12 protein-coding genes and 2 pseudogenes are annotated in these 20,720 nt (G+C 58.7%); 8 read left to right on the top strand and 6 right to left on the bottom strand.

The annotated features are described in order from the left end of the window. The first annotated feature begins 165 nt into the window (after nucleotides 1-165). From GGQ85_RS19195 to GGQ85_RS19185, 3 genes are all read left to right on the top strand, one after another. Nucleotides 166-297, top strand: a complete 132-nt coding sequence (locus GGQ85_RS19195; RefSeq protein WP_283809267.1) for a hypothetical protein — start codon at nucleotides 166-168, stop codon at nucleotides 295-297. A 133-nt stretch (nucleotides 298-430) separates the two neighbouring features. Next, nucleotides 431-1,480: a UDP-3-O-(3-hydroxymyristoyl)glucosamine N-acyltransferase gene (gene lpxD / locus GGQ85_RS19190; protein ID WP_309775860.1), complete on the top strand. Its 1,050-nt coding sequence runs from the start codon at nucleotides 431-433 to the stop codon at nucleotides 1,478-1,480. Between the two features lie 697 nt (nucleotides 1,481-2,177). Further along, nucleotides 2,178-2,405, top strand: coding sequence for a hypothetical protein (locus GGQ85_RS19185; protein WP_309775859.1), 228 nt, complete (start codon nucleotides 2,178-2,180; stop codon nucleotides 2,403-2,405). A gap of 78 nt (nucleotides 2,406-2,483) precedes the next feature. Here GGQ85_RS19185 and GGQ85_RS19180 read toward each other — a convergent pair whose 3' ends face one another. The 3 genes from GGQ85_RS19180 to GGQ85_RS19170 all read right to left on the bottom strand — a co-directional run bounded on the left by GGQ85_RS19180 (nucleotide 2,484) and on the right by GGQ85_RS19170 (nucleotide 3,740). Further along, complete coding sequence (locus GGQ85_RS19180; protein ID WP_309775858.1) at nucleotides 2,484-2,657, bottom strand: DUF2934 domain-containing protein; 174 nt, start codon at nucleotides 2,655-2,657, stop codon at nucleotides 2,484-2,486. Nucleotides 2,658-2,884: 227 nt separating this feature from the next. Next, a complete protein-coding gene (locus tag GGQ85_RS19175) occupies nucleotides 2,885-3,049 on the bottom strand; it encodes a hypothetical protein (protein WP_309775857.1) in 165 nt (54 codons plus the stop codon). 439 nt (nucleotides 3,050-3,488) lie between these two features. Beyond that, entirely contained in the window at nucleotides 3,489-3,740 is a 252-nt protein-coding gene (locus GGQ85_RS19170; RefSeq protein WP_309775855.1) for a hypothetical protein, read from the bottom strand. Between the two features lie 511 nt (nucleotides 3,741-4,251). On the opposite strand from GGQ85_RS19170, the gene GGQ85_RS19165 reads away from it, so the two are divergent. The 3 genes from GGQ85_RS19165 (at nucleotide 4,252) to GGQ85_RS19155 (ending at nucleotide 13,951) form a co-directional block, all read left to right on the top strand. After that, nucleotides 4,252-4,461, top strand: a complete 210-nt coding sequence (locus GGQ85_RS19165) for a cold-shock protein (RefSeq protein ID WP_079447074.1) — start codon at nucleotides 4,252-4,254, stop codon at nucleotides 4,459-4,461. Between the two features lie 304 nt (nucleotides 4,462-4,765). Continuing rightward, nucleotides 4,766-5,074, top strand: a complete 309-nt coding sequence (locus GGQ85_RS19160) for a hypothetical protein (RefSeq protein WP_309775854.1) — start codon at nucleotides 4,766-4,768, stop codon at nucleotides 5,072-5,074. Nucleotides 5,075-5,407: 333 nt separating this feature from the next. Continuing rightward, complete coding sequence (locus GGQ85_RS19155) at nucleotides 5,408-13,951, top strand: glycoside hydrolase family 94 protein (protein WP_309775853.1); 8,544 nt, start codon at nucleotides 5,408-5,410, stop codon at nucleotides 13,949-13,951. Between the two features lie 268 nt (nucleotides 13,952-14,219). Here GGQ85_RS19155 and GGQ85_RS19150 read toward each other — a convergent pair. Continuing rightward, a pseudogene (locus GGQ85_RS19150) lies at nucleotides 14,220-14,687 on the bottom strand (S1 RNA-binding domain-containing protein); the annotation flags it as partial. Nucleotides 14,688-17,788: 3,101 nt separating this feature from the next. Here GGQ85_RS19150 and GGQ85_RS19145 point away from each other — a divergent pair. Beyond that, nucleotides 17,789-18,319, top strand: a complete 531-nt coding sequence (locus GGQ85_RS19145; protein WP_309775852.1) for a hypothetical protein — start codon at nucleotides 17,789-17,791, stop codon at nucleotides 18,317-18,319. 547 nt (nucleotides 18,320-18,866) lie between these two features. On the opposite strand, the gene GGQ85_RS19140 is transcribed toward GGQ85_RS19145, so the two are convergent. Beyond that, complete coding sequence (locus GGQ85_RS19140; protein ID WP_309775851.1) at nucleotides 18,867-19,637, bottom strand: hypothetical protein; 771 nt, start codon at nucleotides 19,635-19,637, stop codon at nucleotides 18,867-18,869. Between the two features lie 24 nt (nucleotides 19,638-19,661). Continuing rightward, nucleotides 19,662-20,228 carry a 3'-5' exonuclease gene (locus tag GGQ85_RS19135; RefSeq protein WP_309775850.1) on the bottom strand — a complete coding sequence of 189 codons (567 nt, stop codon included), beginning with the start codon at nucleotides 20,226-20,228 and terminating at the stop codon, nucleotides 19,662-19,664. 79 nt (nucleotides 20,229-20,307) lie between these two features. On the opposite strand from GGQ85_RS19135, the pseudogene GGQ85_RS19130 reads away from it, so the two are divergent. Next, a pseudogene (locus GGQ85_RS19130) lies at nucleotides 20,308-20,571 on the top strand (transposase); the annotation flags it as partial. Nucleotides 20,572-20,720 lie beyond the last annotated feature (149 nt).

The following is a 20,720-nucleotide window of genomic DNA, read 5'->3' as shown; positions in this document are numbered from 1 at the left end:
TCGACCTATTCGTGCGGCCTCCACCGTTACGATGCACGCACTGTGAAATGCTGCTCGCAGGCCGCCTTCAGCAAAATCTGCCAAAGTAGTGCTAGAATACTGCAACATATGCGCCGGTCCGTGCTAGTGTAATGTCAGGCCCACTTCGGGCCGGAGGAATGAACCATGGCCAAAGGTGAACAACGCGGGAATCGCGAAGCAAAGAAGCCGAAGAAAGAAAAGCAGAAGGTGATCGCGGCAGCTCCTAGCTTGAAGGGGCTTATGCAATCCGACGCTGCCAAGGCTCGCAAGAAGTAGCAAACGCCCCGAGCGACGAGCTTGAGCGCGGCGGCCCCTCGGGTCAAACGAATGGTGGTCTTGCTGACCTGAAACGATCCCATGTCATTAGGAAGCACATCGGCTGCGCCGCAGCAGAACGATGGAGATTGCCATGTCGAGCGAGACCTTCTTCGTGGCGAACCACAGCGTGGCCGCAAGTCGAATTGCTGCCCTCGCCGGTTTATCGTTTGTCAACAAGGATTTTGTCATATCGGCCGCGGGCACGCTTGCGACGGCTGGTGTTGGCGAACTCTGCTATATGGACGATGCGAAATACATTGAGGAATTAAAAGTAACTCGAGCAAGCGCGTGCCTGATATCCCCCCGATTCAGTGAGCTCGTTCCGGCAGGAACTTTTCCGTTTGTAACGCCGCATCCTTATGCGATCTATGCGCAAGTGCTCGCGCTCCTCTATCCAGATGCAACAATTCCCGCGTCGAATTTTGGGACAGACGGAATATCACCGAAAGCGAACATCCATGCGTCAGCCATTGTAGGGTATGACGTCACGATTGATCCGGGTGCATCCATTGGTCCAAACGCGCGCATCGGCGACTTCACCTGTATCGGATCGAATGCAGTAATTGGACCCAGTGTCAGGATCGGGCGGAATTGCTATATCGGAGCCAACGTCACCGTTGCGCACGCCGTTGTTGGCGACCGCGTTATTATTCATCCCGGCGCCTCCATTGGCCAAGATGGCTTTGGGTTCACGTTTCTCGGAGGAAAGTGGGTCAAGGTTCCCCAAGTCGGCGGCGTAATAATCCAAAATGATGTGGAAGTTGGAGCCAACACCACGATCGATCGCGGATCGATGCGGGCGACGGTTATCGGTGAAGGAACAAAACTCGATAACCTCATTCAAGTGGCGCACAACGTGGAGATCGGCGCGCATTGCGCGATCGCCGCCCAGGTCGGTATAGCGGGATCGACAACTATCGGTGATTTTGTCGCCATTGGCGGTCATGCGGCGATCGCCCCTCACATCACGATTGGCTCAAAAGCCCAGATCGGAGGTGCGAGCGGAGTTATGTGCGACATTCCGGCCGGCGAGCGCTGGGTGGGGATTCCAGCCCGTCAGAGCCGAGCGTTCTTTCGTCAGTATGCCGTACTAAAGCGTTTGGCAAAAAAGAAATGGAGAACTTTCGACGGCTTGGAGTGACGACGACCGTACTTCGGCGAACGTCGCATCTCAATGGCCGCCCATTGATCGCGGCAGGATCGGGTGATCGCGTCCCTGCTTGTGGCCCTCATCCGAACACCGATTAGGCCGATGAGCGGTTGCTCGGGACGCTTCAGAACAACGCCTAAGAGCTAGTCCGCGGCTCTAATCCACGCCGCGCCGTTGTTGCTCGTGTCACCGCCGCTGCTTCATGCCGGGCGAGTTGGGCTCCAGCGGGCAGCTGGTCTTGTGCCGCCGAGGCTTTTGGCCTCTGAACACGTAGGAAGATGATCGCCCCCAATCCCAATTCTCCTCCTTATGACTTCCTACCTGACCCTTCGCGAACATGCGATAGTAGTATCTCTGCCATTCCTTAAGAGCATTCCGTATCCCCTTGATACAAGGCGCTGCTCTTAAGAGGGAAGAGGCTCTCGAGGAGTTGGGATGATCGGCTGGATACTGAGGCGCGTGCGCGAATATGAGTGCGTGCACGAGTGGGGTGATCCCCAGAAGATAAAACGTATGGCCGGTAACCTGGTCGGACGATGTGGAGGACACGCTGCTGCCGACCAGCATCAGGAAGGTCTACATCTGTCCGAAATGCCTGGCTAAGCGGAAAATCAAGCTGTGAATAGCGGATCTAGCTATGTAGGCGCGCGGTCGCTATATGAGTGTGACAGCTGAGAGGACTTCGAAGATGGACGAGATAGAAGTGTGCGTGAACGACATCGTCGCGCAGTACGGCCACCTGACGCTGGGCGGGGAGACGCAGGCACAGGACTTCAAGAAGACGGTGCAGAACTTCATAGAGTACGGGCCCGGCATGCCCGAACAGCGGCGCCAGGCATTGTTCAAACATATGAAGGGCTGGGATCCTCATTATAAGAGCTTCCTGACTAGGCGGGACAGAACGATGAGCGGGTGAATAGCGGAGCTCGCGCGATCTTCAAGCCATGAGAGAATTACGAGTACCCGCGTCACGATGCTCCAGGTAAAAGTGGGGCTAGAGGTCATCTTTAGGATTATCTAGCGTGCGCATCGGATCGAATCCTTCTTGTTCGCGCAGCTCCTCTTCGGCCCGAGCATAGAACTCTTCGGCACGCCCTTCAGGACTGCCGGCCTCTTCCCATAGTTGATTGGCGCGGACTATGATCTGGGCGTTGTGCGGGGCGTCCATGGCGCTTCCTGGCTTTCTGCGACGGGCGGCGCACTGTCCCGCAGGGGCTCTTGCGAGGCAAAAGGTGCAGGACCGTGCGGTGGTTCTAGGAGATAGGACCGTCAGCTTGATATGTAGGTTCGTTCCGTTTTTGTTAGTGCCTTAGACCAGCAAAGCCCAGCATGTCTCGCAGAAGTGATGTCGCGGTGCTCCCAAGTATCCGCAGGTGACTTAAGCTCGTCGCGAGCCTACTTTGCGTCAGGATAGTGGTTCGCTATTGCTTTAGTCAGGTTTTCTTCGAGCGCTTTGATGTCGGCCTTGTTGAGGACAATGCTGGATGGGTCCGTCAGCTCCGTTGAAAGTGCGCGAACGGCGGCAATCTGCCAACGGAGGTCCTCGCATATCTTGCACATAGCTCGCTCCACTTCAGGCGGGAGCGCGCGCTGCTCTCAGTCACCGATGCTGCCAAAGGTCGGGCGATGATGACGCTAACGATCGCCGTTATGCCCGGATCCTTACAGCGTGATTTAAATTGGCGGCGGTTTTCGAAAAGCGCTGTGGCTGAAGGCCGGCACCAATGTGCAGGAGCGTCTCCGTTCCGGTTATTTCGGCGGCTTCAAATCGCTGCCGGCGATCCAGCTCTGGCCTTCCGTGGGAGTCATCGAGCCGGGAAGGGAGTCGCACTTCGGGTAGACGAATGCTCGACGCCGCGAGCGTTACCGGTAGATATGATTGTATGCGGGATCGGTTACGGCTTTCCGTTAACCTCTCCGCGAGCCTTTGTTCCATTGTGCCCAGCGCGCCTTTGCCTCTCTCCACTCGTTGATAACGCGCCTCGTTTAACAGACACATTCACATCAAGCAGTAGCGCTTCGCGCTTCGCACTGCGTCGTTGATCTCGGCGGCCAACTGGGCCTCGCCCATTTGATGAAGGTTACCGGCCAGCGCCGAAGCTTGAGCCGAACTCATGGAGAGCGGCTCATCGTCGGCGTAGCAGAACTTGATGCGCCAAAGCCCTTCCTGATTTCGATGCGGCTCGATCAGGATTATCGGAAGAGCTGGTAATCCGTTTTCAAAAAATAGCACCGACAGCGCGCCCGTCATGGCATCTCACTAAATTCGTCGGGGATCTGTCCTTCCCGATAAAAGATCGCCGGCTTCTCGTCATAGTCACCGGTTTCATCATCAGAGGTTATGGAGAAGGCAACGACGCCTGCCTTGGACAGTGCGAGCCTCTGCGCGGTTCGACGGGCGCCCTCAGCTGATCGACACACAATCGGCCTGTCTGGCTTCAACTGATCGCCTTTTGCGGCATTAAAGGCCTGCACGAGAAATTGCGTTTGCGACGACATTCCATGAGCGTGCGCCCTTTCTGGTCCAATAGCTATTCATTTGTTCTGAGTCTTTCCTCATAACGCAGGGTGCCCAAATGTGGATTGGACCGGCCCCTTGTATTTTCCCTAAGTGACCATAGATGGGTGAGGTTCGAACTGTCGCTCTGGCTTGTTGACCGCGCCGAAACCGGCTCCACTCCCCAAGACATCGCTGAACTCGGATCAAGCTTGCACGGAGGTCGTGCAAGCGAACGCGCTTTTGCGTATCTTGGAGATGACAAATGGCAACTGGAACAGTGAAGTGGTTCAACGCGACAAAGGGCTTCGGCTTCATTCAGCCTGACGGTGGCGGGCAGGATATCTTCGTTCATATCAGCGCGGTCGAACGAGCTGGCTTGAGCTCCCTCGACGAGGGCCAGAAGGTTTCGTTCGAAGCTAAGACCGACAGCATGCGCGGCAAGACCAGCGCTGAAAACCTTCGCGTCGATTAATTCGCCGATTTGGGGTGCCACGGATGTACTGGGACCTTTAGATCGGTTGCGTGTCCTCGTTCAGAGGTGTGCTCATGTTATCGAAGCGCGATGAAGACCGCCGGCCACAAAGCCGGCGGTGTTTTGCTCGTGCGGCGTTTGCACCTTAGATCAGCAGCTATTGAAAGAGCTGAACACGAAACGTTCAACGGCAGCGCTGGCTTGGAATTCCGCCGCAATTGGACTTGTAAAAACGTAAAAACTCAGTCGCGACATGTCCATTGAATGCGGACGATAGGATCTCGTTGCCGCAATATGAGCCGCGATGCTGGAATCGCGAATCGGTACACAAAACGCGATCCCCACAGATCAGGTAGCCATGAAAACCTTTAAGCATAAGCCGAACGAAACTCAGTTGTTGGAGGAGCTTCGGCCTCGGAATGCTCAGCGCGCGGACATTATCCCGACTGAGGGTTTTGCAATGGTCGTGGACGGAAAGCTCAAGGGTAACTTTTCCGATGAGCAAGCCGCCAAAGCGGCCGGTGAGGAACTTCTAGAAAAATTTCCGATGCTCCGCGTGGAAGTGTATAACGCGGAAACGAAGGTCCGCACCAAGGTCGATGCCGTAAGTTAATGGTCTTCATCGAGTTTATCCCGCTTCGCCGTATCGGTCTTTAGGGCAGAGATGACCGGCTTCCAGCCTGCCACATCTCCGACTTGGGCGTTGCTTGTTCGACCTTGCGAAATGATTCTGATCAGCCGTTTTTGAATCTCGCCGAAGAAACCGCACATCGCCCGCCGCAAGCGCAAAGCCCGTTCGTGAAGTTCTGGGTTTGACTCTATTTCGTTCTCAAGAACGAATCCGGTCTACGGAAAAGCAGCGACGGCCATTGTTAATAAATCGTTCTGGAAAGGGCGACGGTCCTCCCTCGCATACGGCGCTAACCGTGCAGCCGGAAAGGCGCGAATGCTTCAGACTTTCTTCCACGGCGGGCTATGGTCCCGCCCTCGATCAGCACCGTGGAACGGCACTTCTCCAGTGCGCGAGGAACTATTTGGTGTCGAACGCCTGGAACGGCATGCGGAAAGCTTGGCCGCAGCGCAGCAGGTCACGACGCGACCGCCGCCAGTCAGATCTCTGCAGGTGCGGCTGAGTGAAAATGCCGCTGCCTTATTGGCGGCCTATCGCATCTGCGCTTCCGATCTCGAAAGCGGCCGAGGCGTGGTTCCCGCGGCGGAATGGCTGCTGGACAACTATCACCTGGTCGAAGAGCAGATCCGCGAAGTCCGAGCTGATCTGCCACCCGGCTATTACCGGCAGCTGCCCAAACTAGCTGACGGTCCGTTTGTTGGATATCCGCGCGTATTCGGCTTGGCCTGGGCTTTTGTCGCCCACACAGACAGCCACATCGACCTAGAGGTATTGCGCCGGTTCATTGCAGCCTATCAGCAGGTTCAGCCGCTTACGATCGGCGAGTTGTGGGCCGTTGCGATCACCCTTCGCATCGTCCTCATCGAGAACCTGCGACGATTGGCAGACCAGATCGTCGCGGGACGCGGAGAACGCGCGGATGCAGATCGGCTCGCCGACAGGCTTCTGGAATCAGGAGGTGCGCAATCCGCGCTCGACGCTGATATCGGCGAGCGTTTGAGTGCGCCCCTGTCGGAGGTGTACGCAGCGCAACTCGCCAAGCGCCTGAGGGATCAGGATCCGAGAACAACTCCCGCGCTCGGCTTGCTCGCGGAGCGGCTCCGTCTGCAGGAGTCCTCGATCGAGGATGTCGTGCAGAATGCCCAGCACAGGCTGGGCGCGTCCAACGTTTCCGTCCGCAACGTTATCACCAGCATGCGGCTGATCTCCGACATCGACTGGGCGGACCTGTTCGAGAGCCTCAGTCTCGTTGATAAGCGGCTTCGCGTTGGAAGCGCGTTTGCCGCGATGGATTTCCCAACCCGCAATCTTTACCGAAGCGCGATCGAAGAACTCGCCCGCGGCTCGCTATCGTCCGAGATCGAGGTTGCCGAGCAGGTGTTGTTGGTATCCTCCGGGGCGGCCGCGCAAGCACATGATCCCAAGGAGCGCGAGAGAGTTGGGGATCCCGGCTATCATCTGATCGCCGAGGGGCGCCGTGCGTTCGAACGGACGATCGGCTTCAAGCCGGGTGTCCGACTGCGGATCAGCCGTCTTAGCCTGCGCCCTGGCATCATCGGTTACGTTGGGGTCATCCTGTCGGTCACCGCGGCGCTGCTGGCCCTCGGTTTATGGACGCTTTCGGCTTCGGGCCTCGACGCCAACTGGGCTGTCTTGTTTGCACTGTGGGGATTCTTGCCGACGACCGAGGTGGCAACCGCACTGGTCAACCGTGCGATCACCTGGAGCTTCGGTGCGACCACCCTGCCTGGGCTAGAACTCGCTGAGGGTGTCCCGAAATCGTTTCGGACGCTGATTGCCGTTCCGACGCTGTTGACGAATGAAGTCGATCTCATGGAGCAGGTCGACCGGCTTGAAGTCCATTATCTCGCCGGCTCCGGCGGAGATCTGACCTTCGCTCTTCTTTCGGACGGCGTCGATGCTGACCGGGAGATCGTCGCCAGCGACGCACATCCGCTCGGGGTCGCGGCCGAGGCGATCGCACGTCTAAACCGTCATTATGGCCCAGGACCGGATGGCGACCGTTTCCTCCTTCTGCATCGTCGCCGCGTATTCAACGCCCGCGAGAACGTGTGGATGGGATGGGAGCGCAAGCGCGGCAAGCTGCACGAACTCAACCGGCTTCTGCGTGGGGCTCCCGACACAACCTTCGTGGCGGTGGCGGGCAAGGCACCTCGTGTTCCGGACAATGTCCGCTTCGTCATCACCCTCGATGCCGACACCAGACTGCCGCGCGATGCCGCTCGCCGCCTGGTCGGTAAGATGGCTCACCCGGTGAACCGGCCGCAGTTCAGTGAACGCGAGCGGAGGGTCATTAGCGGCTACGCGATCATCCAGCCCCGCGTCATACCCGCGCTACCGCTCGGCCGTGAGGGGTCTGTCTATCAAAGAGTGTCTTCCGGACCCGCAGGTATAGACCCGTATGCGGCGGCGATCTCCGACGTCTACCAGGACCTATTTGGCGAGGGTACCTACACCGGTAAGGGCATCTATGACGTCGATGCATTCGAGGCGGCGCTCGCCGGGCGCGTGCCTGACAATGCCCTCCTCAGCCACGATCTCTTCGAGGGTGTTTTTGCTCGCGCGGGCCTCGCGTCCGACATCGAGGTCGTCGAGGAGTTTCCGAATCGATACAACGTTGCTGCCAAGCGCCAGCATCGTTGGGTGCGTGGCGACTGGCAGCTCTTGCCCTGGATCGTTGGTCGCGGCGGGACGATGCCACTCCTTGGTCGCTTAAGGATGCTTGACAATCTAAGGCGCTCGCTGCTTGCGCCGACCACGCTGATGGCGGTCGTCTTCTGCTGGTTGCTGCCGATGCCGGCTGCCATCGTCGGGCTCCTGCTCGTCCTCGCCACCGTCGCCATCCCGGCATTCCTCCCGAGCGTCTTCTCGGTCCTGCCACGTCGCGCCGGGCTTCGCGTGCGCAACCATCTCGGCGCGCTTGCCGGAGGTCTCCGCCTCGCCGCCGCCCAGACGTCGTTCACGGTCGCCTTTTTGCCCGACCATGCGCAACGGGCGGCAGACGCCATCGCCAGAACCCTGCTGCGACTGTTCGTGACTCGCCGTCATTTCCTCGAATGGACTACGGCAGCGAAATCGACGGCGGCGGCTCGGCTGGGCATGGGCGGCTTCCATCGCGGGATGGCAGGCGGCGTGGTGCTCGGCTTGGCCCTGGCGTCGCTCACGCTGGCGGCTGTTCCGGCATCCTGGCCGCTCGTCCTGCCTTTCGTACTGCTGTGGGCATGTGCGCCGGCACTCGCCTTCCGGATCAGCCGGGCGCCGCCGATCGCGCGGCGGCTTTCGATTTCGCCGGCAGATGCGACCGACTTGCGCCTCATCGCGCGCCGCACCTGGCGCTATTTCGAGACGTTCGTGACGCCGGACGACAACATGCTGCCGCCCGACAACTTCCAGGAAGATCCGAAGCCCGCGCTCGCGCACCGCACCTCGCCCACCAACATCGGACTTTATCTCCTGTCCGCGGTCGCCGCCCGCGACTTCGGCTGGGCGGGAACGACCGAGACCGTTGAGCGCCTCGAGGCTACGCTCGGCTCGATGCGGAAACTCGCCCAGTTCAAGGGGCACTTCTTCAACTGGTACGATACGCGGGATCTGCGCCCGCTCGACCCGGCTTATGTCTCGTCGGTCGACAGTGGCAATCTCGCTGGCCATCTGATTGCGCTCGCCAATGCCTGCGAAGAATGGATGGATCCGACGTGCATGCCGGATGCGAGAGTCGGGATGAACGATGCCCTCCGACTGGCGCGCGAGGCTGCGGAAGCTCTGCCGACGAACGCGGGGGGCAGGGGGCACTCGCTCTTCGCCGCTTTTGACGATATCGAGACCCGGTTGAATGGGGCTGAGGCAATCGAACGGATAGCCGCCTCCCTGAACCGGCTTACCGAAAAGGCAGCCGCGGCCGCTCGCAGCGTTACGCCCATTTCTGAGGACTGCGACACACCGGATCTCCTGTTCTGGATCGGGGCATTGAAGAGGATTGGGCTCGAATTTTTGCGCGATCGTCCCGGACTTGCCGACCCCGCCCGCCCTCTGAACGGGCGGTTGAAGGCGCTCGCCAACACAGCGCGCGAAATGGCGCTGGCAATGGATTTCGCTTTTCTCCTCGATCCCGATCGGAAGCTGCTTTCGATCGGCTATTCGCTTGCCGACAATGGCCTTGACTCGAGCTGCTACGACCTTCTCGCGTCCGAAGCGCGGCTCGCGAGCCTGTTTGCGATCGCCAAGGGCGACGTCCCGACAAAGCACTGGTTCCGCCTCGGCCGTGCGGTAACGCCGCTTGGTGGCGGCGCGGCGCTGGTCTCCTGGTCGGGGTCAATGTTCGAATACCTGATGCCGTCGCTGGTGATGCGCGCGCCCGACGACAGTCTGCTCGGGCAGACCGGCCATCTGGTTGTGAAACGTCAGCAGGCGTATGGCCGATCCCTTGGGGTTCCCTGGGGCGTTTCAGAATCGGCCTACAACGCTCGCGACATCGAATTCACCTATCAATATTCCAACTTCGGCGTGCCCGGCCTCGGCCTCAAGCGCGGGCTCTCGGCGAACGCCGTGATCGCGCCCTACGCCACGGCGCTGGCGGCCATGGTCGATCCGGCGGGCGCGGAAGCGAACTACGTCCGGCTTGCGGCGATGGGCGCTCGGGGCCGCTACGGCTTTTATGAGTCTCTCGATTTCACCCGCTCGCGTCTGCCGGCGGGTGAGAACGTCGCGGTCGTGCGCGCCTTTATGGCGCATCACCAGGGCATGACCATCGTCGCCATCGCCAACACCCTGGACGATGGCTGTATGCGCGCCAGGTTCCATCGCGAGCCTATGATAAAGGCCAGCGAGCTTCTGTTGCAGGAGCGCATACCAATGGAGGTTGCGATTGTGCATCCCCGCGCTGAGGAGGTGAAGTCACCCCCTCCGGGGACGGTCACCGAGGCCGTGACCGTACGCCGCCTTTCGGCATCGACGGGCGGCCCGCCGGTCACGCATCTGCTTTCGAACGGACGCTACGCCGTGATGCTGACCGCGACCGGAGGCGGCTACAGTCGCTGGCGAGACATCGCGGTGACGCGCTGGCGGGAGGACACGACTCGCGACAACTGGGGATCATTCCTTTTTCTCAAAGACGGCCGAAGTGGGAAAATTTGGTCGGTAGGCGCACGGTCCGACGGCAGCGATGCCGATCACGACGAAGTCTTTTTCGGCGAGGACCATGCACAGTTCGTCCACCGCGATGGCAGTCTAACGACGACAACGGACATCCTGGTTTTGAGCGAGGACGATGGCGAGGTCCGCCGCGTCAGCTTGACCAACAAGGGAGGCCGGCCGCGTGAGATCGAGATCACGTCCTACGCGGAGGTGGTGCTGGCGGCGCCGGCCGCTGACAATGCCCATCCGGCTTTTTCCAAGCTGTTCGTTCAGACCGAGCATCTTCCCGAATTCGACGCGCTCCTCGCGACTCGCCGTCCGAGGTCGAACAACGAGCCTCGGCTCTGGGTTGCCCATTTCGCTGTCGTTGAAGGCGAGGTCGCGGCCGATCCGCAATATGAGACCGATCGGGCTCGTTTTCTTGGCCGCGGCCGCGCGGTTGCCGATGCTACCGCTATCCTGGACGGCCATCCGCTTTCGAAAACGGTGGGGACGGTTCTCGATCCGATCTTCTCGCTTAGGCAGCGCGTAATGATTCAACCCGGCAAGATTACACGGGTCGCCTTCTGGACCGTTGCCGCGTCGTCACGAGACGAACTTTTGGGGCTGATCGACAAGAACCAAGATCGCAGCGCATTCGACCGGGCGAGGACCCTGGCGTGGACTAAGGGACAGGTCCAGCTTCGGCATCTTGGCATCGCCACGGCAGAAGCCGCAGATTTCCAGCGTCTCGCGGCGCCCATCCTCTACGCCGATCCGCGCTTCCGGGTGCCTTCGGAGGCGATCCAGCGCGGAGCGGGCGCCCAGTCTGGCCTGTGGCCCTATGCTATCTCCGGCGACCTGCCGATCGTCGTGCTGCGAATTTACGATATCGAGGACATGGCTCAGATCGCCCAGTTGCTCCGCGCGCACGAGTACTGGCGCATGAAGCGTCTCGCGGTCGATCTCGTCATCGTCAACGAGCACGCCGCTTCCTATATGCAGGACCTGCAGATCGCGATCGAAACCGCAGTGCGCAGCAGCCAGTCGCGACCCCGCGTCGGCGACGTTCCCGCGCAAGGCGCGGTCTATGCGCTCCGTGCCGACCTCATGAACGCCGAGGCCCGATCGCTGCTGCATGCGGTCGCCCGTGTCGTCCTGCACGCATATCGCGGTACGCTCGCCGATCAGCTCGTCCGCCTACGACCGCCGTCGGGCGGATCTTTGCCGCTCAAACATCCAAAACCGAGGGCGGCAATTCCCGCCGCCCAGCAGTCAGCGGCGACGTTGGCGACAGCCGGTCTCGAATTCTTCAATGGTCTAGGCGGCTTTGACAAAGACGGGCGAGAATACGTGACCGTCCTCGACGGTGAGCGCCTGCCGCCCGCACCCTGGATCAACGTAATCGCCAATTCCTGCTTCGGCTTCCAGGTTTCGACGGAGGGAGCCGGCTATACTTGGGCCGGGAACAGCCGCGAAAACCAGTTGACGCAATGGTCGAACGACCCGGTGAGCGACCCTCCCGTCGAGGCGATGTATGTCCGCGATGAGGTCACGGGCGATCTCTGGAGCCCGACGGCACAACCCATCCGAGATGGCGGGCTCTATGTCGCCCGCCATGGCTTCGGCTACAGTCGCTTCGAGCACGAGGCAAACGGCATTGCGCTCGAGCTGCTGCAATTCGTGCCGCTATCCGATCCGGTCAAGATCTCCCGCCTGACACTTAGCAACCGCTCAGGACGCGCCCGGCGGCTGTCGATCACCGCTTATGCCGAGTGGGTGCTTGGCACGTCCCGCGGTGCCTCCGCGCCGTTCATCGTAACGGAGATCGATGCGGTCAGCGGCGCCATTCTCGCCCGCAATCCCTGGAGCACCGCCTTTCCCGGCCGGATCGCCTTCGCCGATCTTGGCGGGCGGCAGACGGCCTGGACGGCCGACCGCGCCGAGTTTGTCGGTCATAATGGTGTACTTGAAGCACCGGCCGCGCTGGTCCATGGCGGAACGCTGTCCGGTGCGGTTGGTGCCGGCTTCGACCCCTGCGCTGCGCTCGCAACGAGCATCGAACTCGGGGCAGGTGAGACGACCGAGATCGTTTGGCTCCTCGGACAATGCGGTTCGGTCGAGGATGCACGCGAGCTGATCGCCCGAACCCGCGAAACCGACCTCGACACCGTGCTGGCATCGGTGGCGGATCATTGGGAGACCCTGCTCGGCGCGGTCCGCGTAAAGACGCCGGACCGGACGATGGACCTCATGCTGAACGGCTGGTTGCTCTATCAGACGCTCGCGTGCCGCGTGCTGGCCCGCTCGGCTTTCTACCAGGCGAGTGGCGCCTACGGCTTTCGCGATCAGCTCCAGGACTCCATGGCGCTGTCCTTTGCCGCGCCGGACGAGACGCGCCGCCATCTCCTGCGGGCGGCCGCCCGGCAGTTTATCGAAGGCGACGTCCAGCATTGGTGGTTGCCGCATTCGGGTCAGGGCGTGCGCACACGCATTTCCGACGACCGGGTCTGGCTCGCCTTCGCTGCCGCGACCTATATCACGGCATCCGGCGATACGGCCGTTCTGGACGAGGTTGTGCCGTTTCTTGAGGGAGCGCCTCTTGGTGGCGGAGAGCACGATGCCTTTTTCCAGCCGATGATCGCGAACGAGCGGGCGTCGCTGTTCGAGCATTGCGCCCGCGGACTCGACCAGTGCCTCGACCTCACCGGCGAGCACGGCCTGCCGCTCATCGGTACGGGCGATTGGAACGACGGTATGAACCGGGTCGGTGAGGACGGCAGGGGCGAGAGCGTATGGCTCGGCTGGCTGCTGGTGCGCACTATCGCGCTCTTTGCTCCATTCGCCGACAGTCGCGGTCCGGGCCGCGCTGACCGCTGGCGGACGCATGCCGCCTCCGTCCAAGCCGCGATCGAGCGCGAGGCCTGGGACGGCGAATGGTATCGCCGGGCTACGTTCGACGACGGGACGTGGCTCGGCTCGAAGGAGAGCGAGGAATGCCGGATCGACTCCATCGCCCAGTCTTGGGCGGTGCTGTCGGAAGCCTCCGATTCCGAGCACGCCGCCCGGGCAATGGCGGCACTCGACCGGCATCTCATCCGCCATGACGACGGCCTCGTCCTGCTATTCACGCCACCCTTCGACACGACGCCGCGCGATCCGGGCTACATCAAGGGTTACCCGCCGGGGCTGCGCGAAAATGGCGGGCAATATAGTCACGCTGCCATGTGGGCGATTATGGCGTTCGCGAAGCTGGGGGAGGGCGCATGCGCAGTTGATCTGTTTTCGTTAGCTAACCCCATCAACCACGCGAGGACCCTCGACGAGGTCGAGCGCTACAAGGTCGAGCCTTATGTGGTCGCCGCCGACGTCTACTCCGTGCCTCCCCATACGGGTCGCGGGGGGTGGACTTGGTACACGGGCTCGGCGGCGTGGATGTACCGCGCAGGCGTCGAGAGCATTCTTGGCATTCGCCGCGAGGGTGCGTTTCTCGTCATTGCTCCCTGTATTCCCTCCGCCTGGCCTGGTTTCGAAGCCGCGGTAAAAGTAGCTTCTACGCACTATGATATCTGCGTTCGGAACCTGCCCGGCGCGGGCCGCAATGTGGTTCAAGCTGACCTTGACGGCGAGCCTGTTGGTCGCACAGAGGGTGTTGTGCACGTTCCCTTAGATGGAAAGAAACACGTCCTCGCGATCATTTTGGGGGCGGACAGATTTGATTTGTAGGACAAAGCTGAGCTCGTCCGACCAGCCAGCTATTCGGGCCTGGCCCTGTCATCGCCGCGACATCTTGCTTCCATCGGCGCTGCTCACCCTCCGCATTTGCTCCTCGAGAACCCCGGCGCGGGTCGGCCTCCGCTAATCGGCCTGCATGCGAGGTCTCTCGGATGAGCATACCGGCCAGGGGACACGCGGCGGTCATCGCGGAGCAATAGCTCCGATCCGCCTAGATGAAATGCATGGTGTTCGGCGGAGAGCAGGGAGCGCAGTAGGGCTATTTAGTCTTACCGTTTCCGCTCTTCTCGTTAGCGCGCCGCAGAGCTTCAGCAAGCGCTCCGCCGCCGGATTGCTGATGCGGCTTGCTCGGCGTCGACGTCATTCGCCGGCTTTTGTCTTTTGGGATGCCTTGCGCTGGCCGCTCGCTCATGCCGCCGAGCTCATCATCGAGACGGAGCGTTAATGCGATCCGTTTACGGGCGACATCGATATCCAGTACCTTCACCTTGACGACGTCACCTGATTTGACGATATCGCGCGGGTCTTTGATGAAAGACTTCGACATCGCCGAAATGTGTATCAGTCCATCTTGATGGACGCCGATATCGACGAAGGCGCCGAAGGCGGCTACGTTGGTTACGGCACCTTCGAGGATCATGCCAGGTTTCACATCTTTGAGGGTCTCGACTCCTTCTTTGAAGACCGCAGCCTTAAAGACCGGCCGCGGATCGCGGCCGGGCTTTTCGAATGCGTAAGAACAGGCGCCGCAGCTCTGCGCACATAACAGCAGACGCAGTGGCTCTATTCAGACGCGGCATGCTGGAGCGCGACCCCTACAAACTGAGGGAAATCAAGATTCAGCTTGCCGCAGCACTTGGCCGGACCATGTTTGCAGCCAACCCGCTGGATCCTAGGCCACGATCGCTAATCGGTTGCGATACCGAACCTCCCCAAGTCTCTATTGGGATTCGCGCTGAGTTGATGAAGAGAGCCGTCACCAAAATTCCCGCTCTTCTTTGAGATCGCGGACAGCAATCTCGCTCGGGTGAGGCGGGTTGAGGAGCCGTAATCGCTCGCCGCAGCTTATGGCGCGCAAGAGGAAAGGCACCAAGCCTACCTGGTGCAAGCGACGGATGCGATCGATGTCACCGCTCTTTATGTTTGGACAGCTTGGGCAACTGAAGCGCAAAAACCGAGGACCGACTTCTCAGTTGAATACCGCTTGAGATAGGCCCCGGCACGTTTTCCTGGGAAGTGGCGCGCGCCGGGAGCCATACCGGATCGGCTCTACAGCGCCAATACGGATATCCACCCTAGGCCTATCCACCAGCATCACAAGGTAATTCGATGACTGTGCGAACCTTTCTCGCGGGCCGCCCTGACGGCGAGCACTTCAGCTAGAGCAACAGCCCGACACGCGGTCACTCGTGAGAGCAGGCGTGTCGGGCCGTACTACCGGGTCGCTCTATAGCGCCAACACGGCTTATCAAGCCTAGGCCTATCCACCAACACCACAAGATAAATCGACGAGCATGCGAACCTTTCTAGCGGCTGCGTTGCTATGCGTCCTGATGACCCATTTGGCCGATGCGAGGCCTAGGAACCATCTTGTTGAGATCAACAACATGATCGCTGCTCCGACCGGTTCATGCGGCCCCCCGTGGGGGTGTGATCAACAGGGAGTCCTTGCGACGCAAGCATTTCTCGCGCGCGATCCGTCAGGAGGAAATCACCCACTTGAATACCGTCAGGCCGACAGGCCAAAGCGGTCGCAAGGGGGGCTGGGGTGTCTGAGCGCAAATCAAAAGACGCGCGGCGATGTCTCACGTCCTCTAGTAACTCACCCAATATCTCGAAGCGCAGAAAGCCAAGTACATCGCCCCCGAAACACCAAAAAGAACACTTGCACCCCAGAGGCCACCCTCAACCAATAGATCAAGGAAAACCGGCGAAGCGTCTTGTTGTACCGTGAGCAAAACCCGCTTGTGCCTGAAGTGAGCAAATACCGCGAAGGTGCATGCAAGGCCCGCTGTAATAGACACAAATGCAATCTGGCCTATCACTTAGGCGCCTCCTTCAATGTGGTTGGCTGCTGGCTGCCATCACCCTAGCACGCCGCATACAGAGACATATCGCTAATGATAGGCTTCCCGATCGTTGCTCTCCTTTTATTGACCGGATGCGGCCCGTCGAGTTCTACCGAGGCGGACACGGCGGCTAAGCCCATCTCTGCAGTTGCGTCTGCGTTGGGCTATTCGGCGTATTCTCGCCGGATTTCAGTGGCGTGCCGCGCCCGGTGAAGACGGAGAGGCTGAGTAACATCATAAGCACTGCAAAAAAGACTCAGGCGTTTCGCGCTTGCCCAAACGTAGGTGTGATATTTGCTCATTATGTCGGCGCCCGAAGGCCTGGGGACGACAGCCACTGGTCGATGTGCGACGCTGTTTCAGCCTGGCGTGCCTCTCGGATTAGCCGCTCTCGTTCAACGCCGAGCTGAGTACCGCGCGCCTCTTTACGTAGACGCTGAGCTTCATCGTTGAGACGTTGATAGAGCGATTTTGGATTCGGTAGAAAGCGAGATCGAGTCTGCATGGCGTGGCTCCTTTTGTCGGCAGGAGACGGAAGCGCAACGCTCTCAGTCACCGATAAATGCAGACGTCTGGACTGCGAAGCGAGGGCGAGCGCTGATTACGATGTAAGCACCGTCATTATGCGGCGTTGTGGCGAAAAAGCCTGACCAAAAGGACGGCTTGACGCGTTAGCCGTACGGAATGGATGCTTCGGTCGTCCACCGGGCGTTGCACTTAGTGCAGTGCCATTCGTTGGTGACGATATGAGGCGAATATTGCGAGTTCACGGGTGCTGTTACGGCATTCCCACAAGCGCAGGTATCAGTGCCTTTGGGGCGCGATCTTCGGATGGGTATCTCACGGGCGACACGATTTGCCCATCTGCGCTCCGAGCTTCTCTGAAGATGAATCGGATAGACCATGGCGTACATAGCTTGCTCCCTTTGTGGGCGGGAGCACAGGAGCGTCTCTCTGTCGCCAGTGCCGGTTGGATAGCGTTGCTGGCAATAATAACTATATGGGCAGTCCCACCGATCAAAACTAGAGCCGCACACCAAACTTAGAAAGAAAAGAAGGTTTTATGGTCGAGTTTGGTGGGTAGACGCCCGGTCGCGGAAGGCTGCACCAATGTTCTTAGGGGCGATGTAAATAATCCTCATTTGGAAGAGCAACCTTATGCCAGTTGGGAGTTTGGCTATTGGGGTGTTTGCCCATGACACCCCGCCTGTGGCGGTCCCGGCATTTGCAGGCTGCCGGGGCCGTCGCTTGGTCTTGTAGAGTCCATTCCGAAAGGCTTTCTCCGCGCCCCCTGTGATAGACTGACCTCAAGACAGGAGGAGGCGAGTCATGACAGAACGCCGCGAACTATATCGAAGCCCAAATGGCGATTCCTGGTACTTAGGTCGCGAGCCGACAGACGGGCATGCCTTTATCATTCACCAGCCTAATTCCCCATCCGGCGGACGATTGTCGCATATCGAACTGGGAGAATTCCTACGGAGTGGGAAAGGCCCAGAACAGCAGGCATTGCTCCGTTTGATTGGGACACTCGTCGAAGTGCCGCCATACGCTTAATGCGTTACTCGGGCGGGATTTTCTATTTATGAGTTGGCAACTGTCCATCTAGCCAGTCTTGCTCCTCGGCAAGTGCGAGCCAGGCATGCGTCTGTAGCGGTTCTTCGAAGGCAGGTCCTTCGCATCGTCGGCGAGTTCACCGCAGTTGCGAGCGTTCGCTCGGTATCTGTCATGGAAGCGGCCTCAAAAATCCGATGTTGGCTTGTTTGCCGAAGTTCGACACCAACATTTCGGTGTGGCGACGCATCCTCTCGCCGGGGTTCAATACTGCCATTTTGCACCATGGCATCGCGTCCGGATCGACGGGTATTATCACCTCGTCCACACGCATCTTACGACCATCGCGCGCGATCCATTCAGAGCCAATCTCAAGTATCATCTCTCTCTCTCTCTCTCTCTAAAGTCCGAACCGAATGTGGTGTCAGGTGTGGGTAAGCCGCTCTTCAATGACCAGCGCACGGGCGTCGTATTCAAGCGCAAGGGAGCTCAGGCTGGCTATGGTTTTAGGATCCACCCCGGTCTTAGCGAGTCGGCGGCATTTGGCAGCTTGGTCGCGCAGATCGGAGCTTTCTGTCATGGCCTACAAGTCAAGGCTACCAGCATCGTTCCAACTTCATTCTGGTGGTTTCAACTTGTAGTCAGGGAAGATGCTAGCGCCAAGGGCGATCCAGCTAGAAGCAAGGCGAGTACTGTTGAGAAAAATGAGGACGTTCGCATGATCGTTCCGTTTTAGGTGAAGATGAATACGAAACGTATCGTCGGAAAATATCCAACGCCGGAGGAGGTTGCTGGTTATTTGCCAGACAAGACGTATTGAAGTGCGCGGCCTATCAGCCAGGTAATCAGAGCGCCAATACTTGCGAAGACAGCCGGAAACCAAGCCATCTCGTGGTCGTTTGGATTTCCGCTTTGCCACAAGACGATAGAGATGAGTCCGCCGAATAAGACGGCAAGGCCAGCTAGAATGCAGCCAGCCCAGTAGAGAACATTTCCCACCCTCTTACTCATCTAGGCACCATGTTTTTGACTCTGGCTCAGCCGAAGCCAAATGCGAAAGCTGCTTTCAACAGCACAACGACGAAGAGTGATCCGGCCACCCACATCAAGGCGACTTCGTAGAGGCTTTTGGGGTTTTTGAACATCAGTTCACATACCGCGCCCGATGAATCCAAGCAATCGCCATCGCGGGAATCCGAGGCCGTCGTAGTGGGGCTGAAAGGGGAAGAGAAAGGCTTAGCTTTCGGCTTCTTCCTTGAATTCAATCTTCGTTACTATTTCGCTCATCGCGTAATGTACGAATTGCTGCCTATGCCCGTCAATTCGTATGGTTCGATATCATCAAAAGCTGAGACGCTGGTTTTCGAGCCTTGTCCAGGGGGTGAGCGCGTTGACGGTTGTTTCCTTAGAAAATTTCCGGCGTGGTCTGTAGAGCGATGGTGACGGATTGCACTTCCAAGGCTGAGATCTCGAATAAGCATTTTGAAAAGGTCCGCCTCTGCAAAATCCTCGCGCACGGGTGACTTTCCGAGATTATTCCAGATGCGGCGGCGCGTAATGCCCTGTTTTCTGTATATTTCGCCAACCACCTCAAAATGAAAGTCTGAGTATGTTGCGATCCAATCAATAAAGAGGCGGACAACATCATCTGATGTGGTGTTGCCTGCGGCGGCGTTAGCAAGAATATTGCGAATACGTTGCCTTTTATACTCCGTATCAATTGACGACCACTTTCGGAACGCCTTCTTTAGAAGCGCTTGATATTCATCGGATTCGACGCGCTGCCTTACCTTCTCGTCATGCATATCGATGCGAGCAATTATCTCTGCGATAGTCTTTCCCTTCTCTCGAAGTTCATTCTCAAGCATCTGCACCCATTGCTTGAGAATATTTGTTACGTGTTCTTGATCTTGCTCTGACCAATAACTCGCACCGGCCGAGAGTAATCCGCCGATAAATGGTATGGCGCCGCTAATGGCATTTATAGCTGCGCGAGCAGACTTCTTACGAGTATCAGGATCAAGATCTGCTTTCTCGATCTTGCTACTGTCCATTGTATCATCTCCGTCTCAAATTTCTTAGGTCACTTGATTAAATGGAGACAACGATGACGACACATCCCGAAATGTTTTTCTGTGAGGACAGTCGTTTATCCATAGAAATACCATCAGCGCCAGCCACGCATCTTCAAGCGCGCCGTGCACGTTGCCATCGCGTGAAAAGTTAAAACGCTCGCACACACAATCTAGCTTTGCTGGGGATATTCCTGCCGCCCGACACGCTTGCATCGTGCAAAGGATTTTTGATTTTACAGTATCGGAGCCTGCAGAGCGCAACTCGCGATTAACGAAGGCAAGATCGAACGCTGCGTTATGTGCTATTACAAGATCCGCAGAGTTCAAGAATGAGATGATTTGCTCAGCATAGGAAGAGAACAGCTCTTGTTTTTCCAGAATTTCGCTACTGAAGCCGTGCACCTTTCGTGCAGCCCAGTGGCTCTTACGTTGAGGGTTAAAGATCAAGTGCAAATAACTGACAGGAAATGACCCGTCACTTAGCGCCGCGGTCGAAAGCCAGAATGCGCCTATGCTAACGATGCGATCTTCCGACGTCAGTCCTGTAGTTTCTACATCGACCGCCGCCACCGTGATCCTGACCCAGGAAGCTGGTCCATGTTGAAGGCAATTTTTTCGGGCATTCTGAACCCCACGGAGGGCGGATGCCATGAAACGGAAGCGGTTTTCGGAGGAACAGATTGCCTTTGCGTTGAGGCAGGCAGAGAGCGGGACGACGATCGATGAGATCTGCCGGAAGATGGGGGTCTCGGAGCCGACATTTTATCGATGGAAGAAAGTCTATGCCGGCATGGGCGTGAGCGAGATCCGGCGGCTGAAGCAGCTTGAGGACGAGAACGCGAAGCTGAAGCGTGTGGTGGCGGATCTGACGCTGGACAAGGCGATGTTGCAGGACGTCCTACGAAAAAATGTATGGTCCGCCCCGGCGTTGCAAGGGATTTGGATTTCTGTCGGGCGCAGTTTGCGTAATGTATGGTCCGCCCCGGCGTTGCAAGGGATTTGGATTTCTGTCGGGCGCAGTTTGCGTAAATGTATCCGGCCTCTCGCGAGTGAGCTGCTGTT

This window comes from Nitrobacter vulgaris (assembly GCF_031453995.1).
Lineage (GTDB): Bacteria > Pseudomonadota > Alphaproteobacteria > Rhizobiales > Xanthobacteraceae > Nitrobacter > Nitrobacter vulgaris.
This window is presented reverse-complemented; position numbering and strand designations above follow the sequence as displayed.

What these genes read in the sequence shown, in the direction of transcription:
- GGQ85_RS19195 (WP_283809267.1), top strand. Translation starts at nt 166, where the DNA reads ATGGCCAAAGGTGAACAACGCGGGAATCGCGAAGCAAAGAAGCCGAAG.
- lpxD (WP_309775860.1), top strand. Translation starts at nt 431, where the DNA reads ATGTCGAGCGAGACCTTCTTCGTGGCGAACCACAGCGTGGCCGCAAGT.
- GGQ85_RS19185 (WP_309775859.1), top strand. Translation starts at nt 2,178, where the DNA reads ATGGACGAGATAGAAGTGTGCGTGAACGACATCGTCGCGCAGTACGGC.
- GGQ85_RS19180 (WP_309775858.1), bottom strand. Translation starts at nt 2,657, where the DNA reads ATGGACGCCCCGCACAACGCCCAGATCATAGTCCGCGCCAATCAACTA.
- GGQ85_RS19175 (WP_309775857.1), bottom strand. Translation starts at nt 3,049, where the DNA reads ATGTGCAAGATATGCGAGGACCTCCGTTGGCAGATTGCCGCCGTTCGC.
- GGQ85_RS19170 (WP_309775855.1), bottom strand. Translation starts at nt 3,740, where the DNA reads ATGACGGGCGCGCTGTCGGTGCTATTTTTTGAAAACGGATTACCAGCT.
- GGQ85_RS19165 (WP_079447074.1), top strand. Translation starts at nt 4,252, where the DNA reads ATGGCAACTGGAACAGTGAAGTGGTTCAACGCGACAAAGGGCTTCGGC.
- GGQ85_RS19160 (WP_309775854.1), top strand. Translation starts at nt 4,766, where the DNA reads ATGCTGGAATCGCGAATCGGTACACAAAACGCGATCCCCACAGATCAG.
- GGQ85_RS19155 (WP_309775853.1), top strand. Translation starts at nt 5,408, where the DNA reads ATGCTTCAGACTTTCTTCCACGGCGGGCTATGGTCCCGCCCTCGATCA.
- GGQ85_RS19140 (WP_309775851.1), bottom strand. Translation starts at nt 19,637, where the DNA reads ATGGACAGTAGCAAGATCGAGAAAGCAGATCTTGATCCTGATACTCGT.